We start from the raw sequence: 14,194 nt of genomic DNA, 5'->3' as shown, positions 1-14,194 counted from the left end.
GCTGTGTAGACTGGGCCGCTCCTCCACGCTACGCTGCGTCATGAACCGCAACCTCTGGCTCCTGGCCGTCTGCCAGGGTCTCTTCCTCACCAACAACGTCACTTTCATCGCCATCAACGGACTGGTGGGCCTGAGTCTCGCCCCGCTGGGCTGGATGGCGACGCTGCCGGTCATGGGCTACGTGGTCGGCGGCGCCTTGTCCACCGGCGTGGTGGCGCGCGTGCAGTCGCGCCTGGGCCGGCAGCGGTCGTTCCAGCTCGGGTTGCTGGTGGCCTTTGCCTCTGCGCTGCTGTGCGCGTATGCCGCATCCAGCAGGAACTTCTGGCTGCTGTGCCTTGCCACATTGCTGGCCGGCTACTACAGCGCCAACGCCAGTCTCTATCGCTTTGCCGCTGCCGAGCTTGCCGAACCTTCCGCGAAGGAAAAGGCCATCTCGCTGGTCATGGCCGGAGGCCTGATCGGCGCCATTGTCGGGCCGAATCTCGCGACCTATACGCGCACGCTTCTCGACGCGCCGTTCGCCGGCGCGTATCTCGCACTCGCCTGTGTCGCATTGCTCGCGTCCGCGTTGCTGGCCTTCGTGAACTTCCCGCCACCGCCTGCGCGCAGCGCCGCAGGCACAGGCCGGCCGCTGGGCGTCATCATGCGCCAGCCGGTGTTCATCGTGTCCACCGCATGCGGTGCGCTGGGCTACGGCGTGATGAATCTGCTGATGGCTTCGACCCCCATCGCCATGCAGCAGTGCGGCCTGCCTTTCTCGAATGCGGCGCTGGTGCTCGAATGGCACGTCATCGGCATGTTCGCGCCGGGCTTCTTCACCGGACACCTCATCCGCAAGTTCGGCGCGCCGGTCATCATGGCGGTGGGCATCGCGCTCAACCTCGCGTGCATCGCGGTCGCGCTGTCGGGCGTGAACCTCCACCAGTTCCTGATTGCGCTGTTCCTGCTCGGCGTGGGCTGGAATTTCCTCTTCACCGGCAGCACGACGCTGTCGCTGCAGGCCTACCGCCCGGAAGAACGCGACGCCGCGCAGGGCGCCATCAACTTCTTCCTGTTTTCGACGCTGGGCGTGACCTCGTTCGCGTCCGGCGCACTGGTGACGACGCAGGGCTGGACGCTGCTGAACTGGGGCTCGCTGGTGCCCGTGCTGGCGATCGCCGGGCTGCTGTTCTGGTTCACGCGGCGCAGCGTGCGTCCAGCCACTGCCTGAGCATCGCGAACACCGGCTCGCGGTCCACTTCGTTGAAGATCTCGTGATAGTGCTGCTCGAAGCAGTGTGAGGTCACCACTTCCTTCGGCGCGGCGGCGGCGAACGCCCGGCTGCCGGCCGGATTCACCAGCCGGTCGCTGCCCGCATACATGAGCAGCGTGGGCACCCGCCACTTCGGGGCGCGTGCCACCGTTTCGGGCCCCGCCTTCGCGATGAAACTCGCCAGCCGCCCGCAGATGCGGTCATGGCAGAGCGGATCTTCCTTGTAGGCCTTGACGACGGCGGCGTCATGCGAGAGGTATTGCGGATCGAGCCCGTTGCCCACGCACAGGTCGGGTGCGATGCGCGGCACGACGGCAAGCATGAGTTTCTGCAGGACGCCCAGGCCCGGGTCGAGCGCCGGCGAGGACATGATGAGGCCTTCCACCCGGCGTATGCCGCGCGCAACGAAGTTGCCCGCCACAAGGCCGCCCATGCTGTGTCCCAGAAGGAAGAGCGGCGTCTCGTCGCGCAGGCGGTGGCGTGTGGTGTCCACCACGTCCGCCAGGTCTTCGAGCAGGCGCATCGTCGTGGGCAAGGCACCCCGCGCGCCGCCCGATTCACCATGGCCGTACTGGTCGTAGCTGCGCACCGCAAAACCCCAGCCGTTGAGCTGTTCGGCCACATGGTCATAGCGTCCCGCGTATTCACCGAGGCCGTGCACGATCAGCACCACACCGCGCAGGCGGACGTTGTCCGGCAAGGGCCAGTCCTGCAGGGCGAGGTTTTCGCCGTCCAGGGCGGTGAAGGTGGAGAGCCTGGTCACGCGGGCGTCAGGCCGTGGCGGTCTGCGCCTGCGCGTCGGCAGTCGATGGCAGCTGCGCGATCACCTGTGCCACGGCGGCCGTGAGGCGCTTGGCGTAAGGCACATGCAGGAATTCGTTCGGGCCGTGCGCGTTGCTGCGCGGCCCGAGCACGCCGCAGACCATCATCTGCGCGGTGGGGAAGCCTTCGCTCAGCATGTTCATCAGCGGGATGGTGCCGCCCTGGCCGATGTAGCCGCACGGCGCGCCGAAATGCGCTTGCGACGCGTCGTTGAGCGCGCGCTCGAACCACGACGTCATCGACGGCGCGTTCCAGCCGGTCGCGCCGCCCTGGCTGTCGAACGTGACCCTGGCCTGGTAAGGCGCATTGTCTTCGAGCAGCTTCTTGATGTCTTGCACCGCCTGGCCGGCATCGACCAGCGGCGGCAGGCGCAGCGACAGCTTGAACGCGGTGTAGGGCCGCAGCACGTTGCCGGCGTCCTTGAGCGCGGGGAATCCCTCGGCACCGGTGACGCTCAGCGTCGGCGTCCAGGTGCGGTTGATGAGCGCCTGCACCGGGTCGGTGGTGGTGGGCAGTGCGAAAGCCGTGGAGCCGCCGCAGTCGTAGTGCGCCCAGGGGAACCGCTTGTACACCTCGTCACCGAGGATGGCCGCCGTCGCACGCGCCTGCGCGAGCCGGTCAGGCGGCACTTCGCAGTGCAGGCTGGCCGGCAGCAGGCGGCCGGTTGCGCTGTCTTCGAGGCGGTCGAGCACATGACGCAGGATGCGGAAGCTCGAAGGCACGAGGCCGGACGCATCGCCCGAGTGCACACCTTCGGTGAGGATCTCGACGCGCAGCATGCCGCTGGCCATGCCACGCAGGCTGGTGGTGAGCCAGAGCTGGTCGTAGTTGCCCGCGCCGCTGTCCAGGCAGATGACGAGCTCGACTTCGCCCAGGCGCGGACGCAGCGCGTCCACGTAGGGCAGCAGATCGTACGAACCCGACTCTTCACAGGTCTCGATGATGCCGACGATGCGCGGATGCGGCACCTTCTGCGCCTTGAGCGCCTGCACGGCGGCGATGCTCGCGTAGACCGCGTAGCCGTCGTCCGCGCCGCCGCGGCCGAAGAGCTTGCCGTCTTCGTATTTGGGCGTCCACGGGCCGAGGTCGTTACGCCAGCCGGTGAACTCGGGCTGCTTGTCCAGGTGGCCGTACATCAGCACGGTCTGCGGCGACGCGGCACGCGTGGCCGCGATCTCGAAGAACAGCACCGGCGTGCGGCCGGGCAAGCGCACGATCTCCAGCTTCAGGCCTTCGACCTTCTGCGCTTCCACCCACGCGGCGGCATTGCGCAACACGGTCTCCAGATAGCCATGCTCGGACCATTCCTTGTCGAAGGACGGCGACTTGGCCGGGATCTGGATGTAGTCGGTGAGCTGCCTCACGATGTCGCGGTCCCATTGCTGGGTGGCGTGCGAGAGGGCTTGTGCGGCGTCGAGCACGCCGGAAGGAATTTCTTTGTGCAGGGGAGCGTTCATGGGTGGGCACTCGCTGGAGAACCCGGCAACTTTACTCCGCGCCCCGGCAGCGCGCCAGTGCTTCGGCGCAAAGGCCCTGTAACAGCGCCGGCGCGCTGTACGGCCCTGTCAGCGCCGCATCCAGCCGAGACCGGCGGACGTGCCGCCGGGCGCCATGCCGCGCGCAGGACGGTATTCGCAGCCGACCCAACCCTGCCATCCGCATGCCTGCGACACCTCGTCGATCACATGGAACAGGTAGGTGTAATTCATTTCGCCGACATCCGGTTCATGCCGCTCGGGCACCCCCGCGATCTGGAAATGCCCGACGCGACCGGTCGGCAGGTACTTGCGGATCTTCATCGCCACGTCGCCCTCGACGATCTGGCAGTGGTAGAGGTCCATCTGCACCTTGAGGTTGGGCTCGCCGACGGCGTCGACGATCTCGTGCGCGTGATCCTGCCGGTTGAGGAAGAAGCGCGGGATATCGCGCGTGTTGATCGGCTCGATCAGCACGTCGACGCCGACGGCTGCCGCCTGCTGCGCGGCCCAGCGCAGGTTCGCGATGTACGTGGGCTGCACCGATTCGCGCGTGCGGCCTTCGGGGATCTGCCCGCCCATCAGGTGGATGCGCGGGCAGCCCAGCGCCTGCGCATACTCCAGCGCGAGCGTCACGCCGTCGCGGAATTCGGCTTCGCGTCCCGGCACGCAGGCAATGCCCTTGTCGCCCGCTTCCCACGCACGCGCGATGGAGTCCGCATCCGTTCCGCCGGGCGGGGAATTGAACAGCACCTGCTGCAGGCCCGCATGGTCGAGCCGCGCACGCAACTCATGCGCCGGCCAGGCGTAGGGAAACAGGAATTCCACCGCGTCGAATCCATCCCGCGCAGCCGCCTCGAAGCGGTCGAGGAAATGGATTTCGGGGTAGAGCAGCGACAGGTTGGCGGCAAATCGTGGCATGCGGCAAGCATAGCGCCGCCCGCAACGCTGCGGTCACGCCGCCGGGTTCATCGGCTGAACTTGAAGACCGCCGTGCTGGCGCGCAGATTCGGCGCGAAGCGCACTTCCTGGCCTTCGTTCAGGCCGAAGCTGTCTTCGATCTTCAACCCGTTGCGCTCGGCCAGCACGGCGAAGTCGGCATGCGTGCCGACGCGGATGTTGGGTGTGTCGTACCACTGGTAGGGCAGCGTCTTCGTGACAGGCATGCGGCCCATCGCGATCTGCAGCCGGTTAGGCCAGTGGCCGAAGTTGGGGAAGGTGACGATGCCCGTGCGCCCCACGCGCGCGGTTTCGCGCAACATGGTCTCGACGTTGCGCAAGTGCTGCAGCGCGTCGATCTGCAGCACCACGTCGAACGACGCATCGTCGAATACCGACAGGCCTTTGTCGAGGTTGAGCTGGATGACGTTCACGCCGCGCTGCACGCAGGCCAGCACGTTGGCATCGTCGATCTCGATGCCGTAGCCGGTGCAGCCGCGCTCGGTCTGCAGGTAGTCGAGCATCGCGCCATCGCCGCAGCCCAGGTCGAGCACGCGGGAGCCGTGCGGCACGAGCCGCGCGAGGATTTCGAGACGTGCGCGTTCGCTCATTGCCCGCACTCCTTCGCGATGCGCTCGAAATACGACTTCACGACGCCGAGGTAGCGCGCATCGTCGAGCAGGAAAGCGTCGTGCCCGTGCGGCGCGTCGATCTCCGCATAGGCCACGTCGCGCTCGTTGTCCAGCAACGCCTTGACGATCTCGCGGCTGCGTTGCGGCGAGAAACGCCAGTCGGTGGTGAAGCTCACCAGCAGGAATTTCGCCGTGGCCGCTGCCAGCGCCTTGTTCAGGCGGCCTTCGTGCGCACGCGCCGGGTCGAAATAGTCGAGGGCGCGCGTGATCAGCAGGTAGGTGTTGGCGTCGAAGTACTCGCTGAACTTGTCGCCCTGGTAGCGCAGGTAGCTTTCGATCTGGAACTCGATGTCCTGCGTGGTGTAGCGCAGGTCGATGCCCTCGCGCAGCTGGCGGCCGAACTTCTCGTTCATCACATCGTCCGACAGGTACGTGATGTGGCCGATCATCCGCGCGATGCGCAGGCCGCGCTTGGGGATCACGCCGTGCTGGTAGAAGTGGCCGCCGTGGAAGTCCGGGTCGGTCACGATCGCACGGCGTGCCACCTCATTGAACGCGATGTTCTCGGCATTGAGGTTGGGCGCGCTCGCGATCACCGCCGCATGGCGCATGCGCTGCGGATACTGAAGCGTCCACGACAGCGCCTGCATGCCGCCGAGGCTTCCGCCCATCACCGCAGCCAGCGTGTCGATGCCCAGTGCGTCGAGCAGCCGCGCCTGCGCGTTGACCCAGTCTTCCACCGTCACCACAGGAAAGTCGGCGCCGTAGATGCGGCCGGTATCGGGGTTGGTGTGCATCGGGCCGGTGGAGCCGAAGCATGAGCCCAGGTTGTTGATGCCGATGACGAAGAAGCGGTCGGTGTCCACCGCCTTGCCGGGGCCGATCATGTTGTCCCACCAGCCTTCGCTCTTGTCCTGACCGGCATAGACGCCCGCGACGTGGTGCGACGCGTTGAGCGCGTGGCAGACCAGCACTGCATTCGAGCGATCGGCATTGAGCGCGCCGTACGTCTCGTAGGCGAGCGTGTAGTCGCGGATGCTCGCGCCGCTCTGCAGCGGGAGCGGCTCGGCGAACTGCATGGATTGGGGAACGACGACCATAAAAAAACCCGGCTCGCCAAAAACGATGCCGGGTCGGGCTGCCGTCTTTAGCTGAACTTGTTAAGCGCCCGCAAGCTGGAGCAAATCGGCGCTGGACGGCCAGTATATCAACCCACGCCGGCCAGTGCCAGCACGCCCAGCGCCGCGAACACGATGGCCGACACCGTGTGCACGACCTTCAGTGGCACGCGTTTCACGATGCGCTCGCCCAACCAGACCACCGGCGCGTTGGCCAGCATCATGCCCAAGGTGGTGCCGGCAACGACCCAGATGTATTCGCTGTAGCGCGCTGCCAGCATGACGGTGGCGATTTGCGTCTTGTCGCCCATTTCGGCCAGGAAGAACACGATCACGGTCGTGACGAAGACGCCCAGACGCGGGTTGTCTTTCGTGTCCTCGTCATCGAGCTTGTCCGGGATGAGCATCCAGCCTGCCATGGCAATGAAGGACGCCCCCAGCACCCAGCGCAGGACGTCCGGGCCGAGTTGCGTCGTCACCCAGGCGCCCAGTGCGCCGGCAAGGGCGTGATTGACCAGCGTGGCGACGAGGATGCCCAGCACGATGGGCCAGGGTTTGCGGAACCGGGCGGCGAGAACGAGTGAAAGCAACTGCGTCTTGTCGCCCATTTCAGCGAGCGCGACGATGCCGGTGGAGACGAAAAAGGCTTCCATGATGTGGGGCTTCCGGCCGGAGCGTTGAACAAAACCATTGACTGCACAACTCCCTCCGGCCGTTGTTATCGGAGGATGTGCAGTCAAAGGTCTCGCCAAGTCCGTGAACCGTTTGCGCCATGCCCGCACTGCTGCTGCAGGCCGGCAAGTCTGTTGACGCAAGCCCCTCTCGGAAAACCGGAGGGAGGCTACTCCCCAATGACCACGCGATTGTAGTGTGATCAGGGGACAGCGACCCTGACAATGCCCCAAATACGGGCACGAGAACGGATCGGAGTGATTACTAACTCGTCTTTTTTTGCATCAGCGTAGGGGTTTTGCCTCACAAAACGCTTGCGTATTGAGGATCGTTCCGGCTCATAATGAGACCGCGCATGCCCGTAGGGGCAGGCGCGTTTTTCGGTGATCGGTCAGTTTCGCGCCCCAGCTGTTATTTGCGCTGTGAATTCGGGACTCCATCGCTTCTATTCAGTGTTTATTAGGAGTCCCTTCATGGGCAACAAACTGTACGTCGGCAACCTGCCTTATTCGGTGCGCGACGGCGATCTGGAGCAAGCCTTCGGTCAATTCGGCTCTGTGACCAGCGCCAAGGTGATGATGGAGCGCGACACCGGCCGCTCCAAGGGTTTCGGCTTTGTGGAAATGGGCAGCGATGCCGAAGCACAAGCTGCAATCAACGGCATGAACGGCCAACCCCTGGGTGGCCGTAGCGTCGTCGTCAACGAAGCACGTCCCATGGAAGCCCGTCCTCCCCGTAGCGGGGGTTTCGGTGGCGGTGGTGGCGGCGGCTACGGCGGCGGTGGCGGTGGCCGTCGTGAAGGCGGCGGCGGTGGTTACGGCGGCGGCCGCAGCGGCGGTGGCGGCGACGGCGGTTTCCGCAGCCCGTACGGCGCTGGCCCGCGTGGCGGCGGCGGCGGTGGTGGCCGCAGCGGTGGCGGCGGCTACGGCGGTGGCAACAGCTACTGATCTCCGCTGACGGGCGTTGCTCCCGTCTCGTGCAAAAGGCTCCTCACGGAGCCTTTTTCGTTTCCGGGCTCAGCTTCCGCCGTTACCCTGGACGCCTTCGCCCTTGCGATGCTTGCGCGCCCGGCCACTGAGCACCTTGTCGAACAGCGCGTTGGGCAGCACGCGCAGCAACCTGGCTACCACACCCATCTGCCATGGAATGACGCGGTAGCTCATCCCCGCCTCGATGGCCTTGAAGGCTTCATCTGCAAAAGCTTCCGCTGTCATGAGGAAAGGCATGCTGTAGCGGTTTTCCCGCGTGAGCGGCGTGTCGATGTAGCCCGGGAGCAGTGTGACGACGCGCACACCATCGCGGCCGGTTGCACGACGCATGTCGCCGCGCAGGCTCTCGCAGTAGCTGATGACAGCCGCTTTGCTCGAACAGTACGCGCCATGTCCCGGCAGGCCACGGATGCCGGCGACACTTGCAATGCCGACCAGCGCGCCACTGCGTCGCGCCACCATGCCCTCGATGAACGGATGGAACGTGGCAGCCATGCCGATGTTGTTGGTCGCGAAAGTCTGCGCCATCACGTCGATGTCTTCACGCATGGCCGTGTCCATGCCGATGCTGATGCCCGCGTTGGCGATGACCACATCGGGCACACCCTGCTGCCGGATGCACAGCCGGCCCGCTTCGACAATGCTGTCGGCGACCGCGACATCCGCACCGTAGACGCGCCAGCGCGCAGCATCCAGGCCCTGCGCGACAGCCCACGCCTCGGTTTCGGTCGTGCGGCGTGCCACCAGTGCAACGTTGTAGCCCGCGCGGTGGAAGCGCAGCGCCAGCGCCTGGCCGATACCACTGGACGCACCGGTGATGAAAGCAAGTCGGTTCATGTGGAAGCAGCTTTCAGCGTTGCGCCGCACGCGGCATCAGCACGCCCCGCACGCGGCCTTGCAGGTTCATCATGCGCTCGATGTTGTCGTAATCGAGACTGTTGGCGGTGAACTGGTCGGCGCCTCGCGTGAGCGTGACAGGCTTGTGCGACTTGACGCGCTCCGTGTCGAGGAACGCGTGCAGGAACTCGCCCCGGAACTCCAGCCGCGGCAGCGGTTTGCCGGCCGCGTCCACCGTTGCGTCGCGCACGACGATGGCATTGCCGAAGAGTTGCACCTCACTGCCATCCGCATTGGTCAGCGCACGGTCCGCCGTTGCGGTGGTCACGTAGCCCTGCTTGCTCATGGAGCGGATGCGCACCTTGTCGATCTCCAGCGTGTCCGTGTCCGGGAAGTGCCGGGCTTCTGTGCCCTGGACCTCGCTGCGCAGCTGGCCGTCGGCAGTGAAGGTCTTCACCGCGAAACGGCGCATGAAGTAGTCGGGTTCATGCTTCGCCTCGCGCTGCGCGACGGGCTCCTGCGGCAACGGCGCATTGCGCGCGAGCCAGTAGGTGCCCAAGGCCAGCAGGCCCATGAGAAGGATCGGCAGGTAGATGGACAGGCGGTCCAGTGTCTGGCGGACAAGGCGCAGGCCGTTGCTCATGCAGAAGCCCTCGTTGCTCCTGGCTTTTCTGAATCCGGGGCCTTGCCCTGCAGTGAGTCGTCGAGCAGTCGGCGGTAGTGGCCGCCAGCCACCAGCAACAGGTCGCAGAACTCGCGCCCTGCACCTTCGCCGCCACGGGCCTGCGTCACGTAGCTGGCTGCAGCTTTCGCCTGCGCATGCGCATTGGCAGGCGCAGCAGAGAAGGCACTATGCGCGAGCAATGGCAGATCGGGCCAGTCATCGCCGATGGCGGCCGCCTGTTGCCATGTGAAGCCGAGTATCGCAAGCAACTCCTGTGCGGCGGGAAACTTGTCTTCCGTGCCGAAGCGCGCATGCGTGATACCCAATGCAGCCAGTCTCGCGCGCAGTGGCATGGAGTCGCGCCCGGTGATGACGACCGGCGTGATGCCCGCACGCTGCAGCAGCTTGAGGCCGTGGCCGTCGAGCGTGTTGAAGCGTTTGAGCGTCTCGCCGGATTCGGAGAAATAGAGGCCGCCATCCGTCAGCACGCCGTCCACGTCGAAGAAGGCAACGCGCACGCCCTGCGCCTTGAGCAGCAGTTCGGGCGCGAAGTCCAGGGCCGGAGCGAGCGAAGACAGCGGCGTGGCCATGTTCAGATGACCTTGGCGCGCATCAGGTCGTTGGAGTTGAGCGCGCCACACAGCACGCCGGCGTCGTCCACGACCAGCACGCTGGTGATGCGGTGCTGCTCCATCAGCGCAGCCGCGTCGACTGCCAGCGCATCGCGCTGAACCGTTTGCGGATTGGCGTGCATCACGTCGGCTGCGACACACGCCCGCAGGTCCGCGCCCTGCTCGATCAGGCGGCGCAAGTCGCCGTCGGTGAAGATGCCCAGTACCTTGCCCGCATCGTCCACCACGGCCGACGAACCCAGGCCCTTGGCGCTCATTTCGCGCATCAGTTCGCTGAAGCTGGCCTGCGGTCCCACGGACGGCGCCTTGTCGCCGGCGCGCATGACGTCGCTGACGTGCGTGAGAAGCCGGCGGCCCAGCGAGCCGCCCGGGTGCGAGCGTGCGAAGTCTTCGGGCTTGAAACCACGCGCTTCCAGCAGGCACACGGCCAACGCGTCGCCCATGGCGAGCTGCGCAGTCGTGCTGGCCGTAGGGGCGAGATTGAGCGGGCAGGCTTCCTTCTCGACACCGCTGTCCAGCACCAGATCCGCGTGGCGGGCCAGCGTGGACTGGAGGCCCCCGGTGATGGCGATCAGCGGCGCACCCAGGCGCTTGAGCACAGGCAGGATCGCCGTCAGCTCGTCGCTCTCGCCGCTGTTGGAGATCGCCAGCACCACATCGACCGGTTTGATCATGCCGAGATCACCGTGGCTCGCCTCGGCCGGGTGCACGAACATGGAGGGCGTGCCGGTGGACGACAGCGTGGCCGCCACCTTGCGGCCGATGTGGCCGCTCTTGCCCATGCCCATGACGACCACGCGCCCGCGCACGTCGAGCATGAGTTCTATGGCACGCGCGAAATCCGCATTCACCCGGCGCTTGAGGCCGAGGATGGCAGCCGCTTCGATGTCGAATGTCTCCTGGGCCAGGCGCAGCGCCTGTGCGGTGTCAAATGTCATGCCGAGATTCTACGGGGGCGTTGCGGCACCGCACTTGCTAGTATCAGTCGCCCATGATTTGTCGCCCATGAGTTCACTCGCCCTCACGCTCCTGTACCTGCTGGCCGCCGTGCTGGGCGTGGTGGCCTGCCGCTCGCTCAAGCTTCCGCCCATCCTGGGCTACCTGGCGGTGGGCATCCTGATCGGGCCGCATGCGCTGGCGCTGGCGCAGAACTCCGCAGCCGTGCAGCACCTGGGCGAATTCGGCGTGGTGTTCCTGATGTTCGTGATCGGGCTCGAATTCAACCTGCCCAAGCTGCGCGCCATGCGCCGGCACGTGTTCGGCCTGGGGCTGGCGCAGGTGGTGCTCACCATGCTGGCGGTCACGCTGGGCTCGCTGTTCCTCGCCGCGCTGGCACCCACGCTGTGGCACATGCGCTGGCAGACGGCGCTGGCGCTTTCTGGCGCGATGGCGATGAGCAGCACGGCCATCGTCGTCAAGCTCATGGCGGACAGGCTGGAGCTCGAAAGCGAGCATGGCAAGCGCGTCATGGGCATCCTGCTGCTGCAAGATCTGGCCGTGGTGCCCCTGCTGGTGCTGATCCCGGCCCTCAGTGCCAGCGCCGAACAGCTCGCCACCGCGCTGGCCCTGGCCACGGCCAAGGCCATCGTGCTGATCACCGTGTTGCTGGTCGGTGGCCAGCGCGTGATGCGCTGGTGGCTGACGATCGTGGCGCGGCGCAAGAGCGAAGAACTGTTCGTGCTGAACCTGTTGCTGATCACACTGGGCCTGGCCTGGCTGACCGAACTCGCGGGCCTGAGTCTCGCGCTCGGCGCATTCATTGCCGGAATGCTCGTCTCGGAAACCGAATACAAGCACCAGGTGGAAACCGACATCCGGCCGTTCCACAACGTATTGCTGGGCCTGTTCTTCATCACCGTCGGCATGACGCTCGACTGGCACGTCGTGGTCGAGCGTTGGGGCCTCGTGCTCACGTTGCTGGTGCTGCCCGTGCTGTTCAAGCTGGTGCTGGTGACGGTGCTCGCGCACGCGCTGGGCGCGACCATGGGCGTATCGATGCGCACCGGCCTCTACCTCGCGCAGGCTGGCGAATTCGGCCTCGTGCTGCTCGCGCTCGCCAACGACAACGGCCTGGTTTCGCGCGAGCTGCTCAACCCCATCCTCGCGAGCATGGTGCTGTCCATGCTGGCCACGCCGTTCATCATCCAGTACAGCAACCGCATCGTCATGAAGCTGGTGGCCAGCGAGTGGCTGCAGCAGTCGCTGCAGATGACCACCATCGCGCGCAAGTCGATCAACGCCAACAAGCACGTGATCATCTGCGGCTACGGCCGTTGCGGCCAGAACCTTGCGCGCATGCTGGAAACCGAAGGCATTCCTTACATGGCGCTCGACCTCGACCCCGACCGCGTGCGGCAAGCCGCTGCGGCGGGCGATTCCGTCGTGTTCGGCGACGCTGCGCGCCTTCAGTCGCTGGTGGCCGCGGGCCTGGCACGCGCCAGCGCGGTGGTGGTGACCTACCTGGACGTACCCGGCGCACTCAAGGTGCTCGCCAATACGCGCGAGCACGCCCCGCATGTGCCGGTGATCGTGCGCACGCAGGACGACCACGACCTGGAAAAACTGCAGGAAGCCGGCGCTACCGAAGTCGTGCCCGAAGCCATCGAGGGTTCGCTCATGCTTGCCAGCCACGCGCTCGCGCTGGTCGGCGTGCCGATGCGCCGCGTGATCCGCCTCGTGCAGGACCAGCGTGACGCACGCTACAACCTGCTGCGCGGCTACTTCCACGGCACCGACGACGACACGGTCAACGAACGCGACCACGAGCGCCTGGCAACGGTCACCTTGCCCTACGGCGCGAAGTCGCTCGGCAGGACGCTGGAGCACTTTGCGCTGCATGCGCTCAATGTGCGCGTGGTGAGCCTGCGCCGGGCGAATGGCAAACTGGCCACAGAAGGCGACGACGCCACGCTGCAGGACGGGGACACGCTCGTGCTCAGCGGCAAGGCGGAAACCCTCGCGATTGCGGAGGAAAAGCTGCTGCGCGGATGATTCGCCATCACTGGCCAAGGAGTCTGGCGATGGCACTGACACGACGCTCTGTCCTTCTGGCGGGACTGGTTCCTGCCACTTCCGCATTGCACCCGGCAAATGCCACGGCCGATGCGGCCGCCTTGCTGAAGGCTGGCGGCTGCATCGCGCTCGTGCGGCATGCGCAGACCGAGCCGGGCGTCGGCGACCCGCCCGGATTCCGCCTCGGCGACTGCTCGACGCAGCGCAACCTCAGTGACGCGGGCCGCGCGCAGGCGCGTCGCATGGGCCAGTGGTTCGCGTCGCAGCAGCTGGTGCCGGCGGCGGTGCGAAGCAGTGCGTGGTGCCGCTGTGTCGACACGGCGCAGCTGGCCTTCGGAAAGAACGAGGTATGGCCCGTGCTCAATTCGTTCTTCGGTACCGAAGGACGCGACGCCCAGACAGCGCGCCTGCGCAGCGCGCTCGCCGGGCTGCCCGCCCAGGGCTTCCAGGTCTGGATCACGCACCAGGTCAACATGACGGCGCTGACCGGCGAGCACATGGCGATGGGTGAGGCCTTCATCGTGGACCGTCAGGGCAGAATGCTGGGTCGCACCACTTTCGCTTGAGACCATGCCGCACTTCGACGTCAACCAGTACCTCAAGGACAACATCCGCACCGTGCCGGACTGGCCTGCGCCGGGCGTGCAGTTCCGCGACATCACGCCGCTGCTGCAGAACCCCAAGGTGTTCCGCGTGCTGATCGACGCGTTCGTGCACCGCTACATGGACCCGGACCTGCGCCCCGACGTGGTGGCCGGGCTGGACGCGCGTGGCTTCATCCTCGGCGCCGTGGTGGCCTATGAGCTCAACGTGGGTTTCGTGCCGATCCGGAAGAAAGGCAAGCTGCCGTTCACGACCGTCGAGGAAACCTACGAACTCGAGTACGGCAGCGCCACGGTCGAACTGCACACCGATGCGATCAAGCCGGGCCACCGCGTGCTGCTGATCGACGACCTCATCGCCACGGGCGGCACGATGATGGCCGGCAAGAAGTTGCTTGAAAAGCTCGGCGGCACCGTGATGGAGGGCGCTGCCATTGTCGACCTGCCCGAACTCGGCGGCTCGGACCGGTTGCGCGAGAGCGGTCTGCCGCTCTTCACGCTCGTGGACTTCGCGGGGCACTGACGACCATCGACCATCGCGACCAGCG

The 14,194-nt window shown here is 66.2% G+C and carries 15 protein-coding genes and 1 riboswitch; of the genes, 5 read left to right on the top strand and 10 right to left on the bottom strand.

What is annotated here, in order from left to right:
* Positions 1–40 precede the first annotated feature (40 nt).
* Entirely contained in the window at positions 41–1,210 is a 1,170-nt protein-coding gene (locus ACO2Q9_RS14895) for an MFS transporter (RefSeq protein WP_423312590.1), read from the top strand.
* Here the strand turns inward: ACO2Q9_RS14895 and ACO2Q9_RS14890 are convergent.
* The 6 genes from ACO2Q9_RS14890 to ACO2Q9_RS14865 form a co-directional block, all read right to left on the bottom strand.
* Positions 1,176–2,015, bottom strand: a complete 840-nt coding sequence (locus ACO2Q9_RS14890) for a lysophospholipase (protein WP_423312589.1) — start codon at positions 2,013–2,015, stop codon at positions 1,176–1,178. The two genes, ACO2Q9_RS14895 and ACO2Q9_RS14890, sit on opposite strands and share 35 nt — an antisense overlap.
* A gap of 7 nt (positions 2,016–2,022) precedes the next feature.
* Positions 2,023–3,531, bottom strand: coding sequence for a M20 family metallopeptidase (locus ACO2Q9_RS14885; RefSeq protein WP_423312588.1), 1,509 nt, complete (start codon positions 3,529–3,531; stop codon positions 2,023–2,025).
* Positions 3,532–3,639: 108 nt separating this feature from the next.
* Positions 3,640–4,470 (bottom strand): 2-oxo-tetronate isomerase, encoded by an 831-nt coding sequence (gene otnI, locus ACO2Q9_RS14880; RefSeq protein ID WP_423312587.1) that lies wholly within the window; start codon positions 4,468–4,470, stop codon positions 3,640–3,642.
* A gap of 47 nt (positions 4,471–4,517) precedes the next feature.
* Positions 4,518–5,099, bottom strand: a complete 582-nt coding sequence (gene metW, locus ACO2Q9_RS14875) for a methionine biosynthesis protein MetW (protein ID WP_423312586.1) — start codon at positions 5,097–5,099, stop codon at positions 4,518–4,520.
* A complete protein-coding gene (metX, locus tag ACO2Q9_RS14870) occupies positions 5,096–6,220 on the bottom strand; it encodes a homoserine O-succinyltransferase MetX (RefSeq protein WP_423312585.1) in 1,125 nt (374 codons plus the stop codon). Before metX ends, metW begins: the two co-directional genes overlap by 4 nt.
* 107 nt (positions 6,221–6,327) lie before the next feature.
* Entirely contained in the window at positions 6,328–6,891 is a 564-nt protein-coding gene (locus tag ACO2Q9_RS14865) for a TMEM165/GDT1 family protein (protein ID WP_423312584.1), read from the bottom strand.
* A 17-nt stretch (positions 6,892–6,908) separates the two neighbouring features.
* Positions 6,909–7,100, bottom strand: a riboswitch (yybP-ykoY riboswitch).
* A 283-nt stretch (positions 7,101–7,383) separates the two neighbouring features.
* Between ACO2Q9_RS14865 and ACO2Q9_RS14860 the strand changes: the two genes are divergently transcribed.
* Positions 7,384–7,857: an RNA recognition motif domain-containing protein gene (locus ACO2Q9_RS14860; protein WP_423312583.1), complete on the top strand. Its 474-nt coding sequence runs from the start codon at positions 7,384–7,386 to the stop codon at positions 7,855–7,857.
* Between the two features lie 69 nt (positions 7,858–7,926).
* Here the strand turns inward: ACO2Q9_RS14860 and ACO2Q9_RS14855 are convergent, their stop codons facing one another.
* The 4 genes from ACO2Q9_RS14855 to ACO2Q9_RS14840 are packed head-to-tail and all read right to left on the bottom strand — an operon-like array spanning position 7,927 to position 10,970.
* The gene (locus ACO2Q9_RS14855) at positions 7,927–8,736 is read right to left on the bottom strand and encodes an SDR family oxidoreductase (RefSeq protein WP_423312582.1); all 810 of its coding nucleotides are present in this window, start codon (positions 8,734–8,736) and stop codon (positions 7,927–7,929) included.
* Positions 8,737–8,749: 13 nt separating this feature from the next.
* Positions 8,750–9,379 carry an LPS export ABC transporter periplasmic protein LptC gene (gene lptC, locus ACO2Q9_RS14850; protein WP_423312581.1) on the bottom strand — a complete coding sequence of 210 codons (630 nt, stop codon included), beginning with the start codon at positions 9,377–9,379 and terminating at the stop codon, positions 8,750–8,752.
* Positions 9,376–9,990, bottom strand: a complete 615-nt coding sequence (locus ACO2Q9_RS14845) for a KdsC family phosphatase (RefSeq protein WP_423312580.1) — start codon at positions 9,988–9,990, stop codon at positions 9,376–9,378. The genes lptC and ACO2Q9_RS14845 overlap by 4 nt, the downstream gene beginning before the upstream one ends.
* Positions 9,991–9,992: 2 nt before the next feature.
* Positions 9,993–10,970, bottom strand: coding sequence for a KpsF/GutQ family sugar-phosphate isomerase (locus tag ACO2Q9_RS14840; protein WP_423312579.1), 978 nt, complete (start codon positions 10,968–10,970; stop codon positions 9,993–9,995).
* Positions 10,971–11,037: 67 nt separating this feature from the next.
* Here ACO2Q9_RS14840 and ACO2Q9_RS14835 point away from each other — a divergent pair, with 67 nt between their 5' ends.
* Genes ACO2Q9_RS14835 through ACO2Q9_RS14825 form a run of 3 tightly spaced genes read left to right on the top strand, consistent with a single transcriptional unit; the run spans position 11,038 to position 14,169 of the window.
* Positions 11,038–13,023 (top strand): monovalent cation:proton antiporter-2 (CPA2) family protein, encoded by a 1,986-nt coding sequence (locus ACO2Q9_RS14835; RefSeq protein WP_423312578.1) that lies wholly within the window; start codon positions 11,038–11,040, stop codon positions 13,021–13,023.
* A gap of 29 nt (positions 13,024–13,052) precedes the next feature.
* The gene (locus ACO2Q9_RS14830) at positions 13,053–13,610 is read left to right on the top strand and encodes a histidine phosphatase family protein (RefSeq protein ID WP_423312577.1); all 558 of its coding nucleotides are present in this window, start codon (positions 13,053–13,055) and stop codon (positions 13,608–13,610) included.
* Positions 13,611–13,614: 4 nt separating this feature from the next.
* Complete coding sequence (locus ACO2Q9_RS14825; protein WP_423312576.1) at positions 13,615–14,169, top strand: adenine phosphoribosyltransferase; 555 nt, start codon at positions 13,615–13,617, stop codon at positions 14,167–14,169.
* Positions 14,170–14,194 lie beyond the last annotated feature (25 nt).

It is taken from the genome of Variovorax sp. VNK109 (genome assembly GCF_049445855.1).
Classification (GTDB): domain Bacteria; phylum Pseudomonadota; class Gammaproteobacteria; order Burkholderiales; family Burkholderiaceae_C; genus JAGOCV01.
The sequence above is the reverse complement of the archived record's forward strand: the minus strand, read 5'-3'. Positions and strand labels throughout refer to the sequence as shown.

Excerpts from the sequence above, each read along its gene's own strand:
- ACO2Q9_RS14845 (WP_423312580.1), bottom strand. The coding sequence starts at position 9,990 with ATGGCCACGCCGCTGTCTTCGCTCGCTCCGGCCCTGGACTTCGCGCCC.
- ACO2Q9_RS14860 (WP_423312583.1), top strand. The coding sequence starts at position 7,384 with ATGGGCAACAAACTGTACGTCGGCAACCTGCCTTATTCGGTGCGCGAC.
- ACO2Q9_RS14855 (WP_423312582.1), bottom strand. The coding sequence starts at position 8,736 with ATGAACCGACTTGCTTTCATCACCGGTGCGTCCAGTGGTATCGGCCAG.
- ACO2Q9_RS14840 (WP_423312579.1), bottom strand. The coding sequence starts at position 10,970 with ATGACATTTGACACCGCACAGGCGCTGCGCCTGGCCCAGGAGACATTC.
- ACO2Q9_RS14835 (WP_423312578.1), top strand. The coding sequence starts at position 11,038 with ATGAGTTCACTCGCCCTCACGCTCCTGTACCTGCTGGCCGCCGTGCTG.
- ACO2Q9_RS14825 (WP_423312576.1), top strand. The coding sequence starts at position 13,615 with ATGCCGCACTTCGACGTCAACCAGTACCTCAAGGACAACATCCGCACC.
- ACO2Q9_RS14885 (WP_423312588.1), bottom strand. The coding sequence starts at position 3,531 with ATGAACGCTCCCCTGCACAAAGAAATTCCTTCCGGCGTGCTCGACGCC.
- lptC (WP_423312581.1), bottom strand. The coding sequence starts at position 9,379 with ATGAGCAACGGCCTGCGCCTTGTCCGCCAGACACTGGACCGCCTGTCC.
- ACO2Q9_RS14865 (WP_423312584.1), bottom strand. The coding sequence starts at position 6,891 with ATGGAAGCCTTTTTCGTCTCCACCGGCATCGTCGCGCTCGCTGAAATG.
- ACO2Q9_RS14895 (WP_423312590.1), top strand. The coding sequence starts at position 41 with ATGAACCGCAACCTCTGGCTCCTGGCCGTCTGCCAGGGTCTCTTCCTC.
- otnI (WP_423312587.1), bottom strand. The coding sequence starts at position 4,470 with ATGCCACGATTTGCCGCCAACCTGTCGCTGCTCTACCCCGAAATCCAT.
- ACO2Q9_RS14830 (WP_423312577.1), top strand. The coding sequence starts at position 13,053 with ATGGCACTGACACGACGCTCTGTCCTTCTGGCGGGACTGGTTCCTGCC.
- metX (WP_423312585.1), bottom strand. The coding sequence starts at position 6,220 with ATGGTCGTCGTTCCCCAATCCATGCAGTTCGCCGAGCCGCTCCCGCTG.
- metW (WP_423312586.1), bottom strand. The coding sequence starts at position 5,099 with ATGAGCGAACGCGCACGTCTCGAAATCCTCGCGCGGCTCGTGCCGCAC.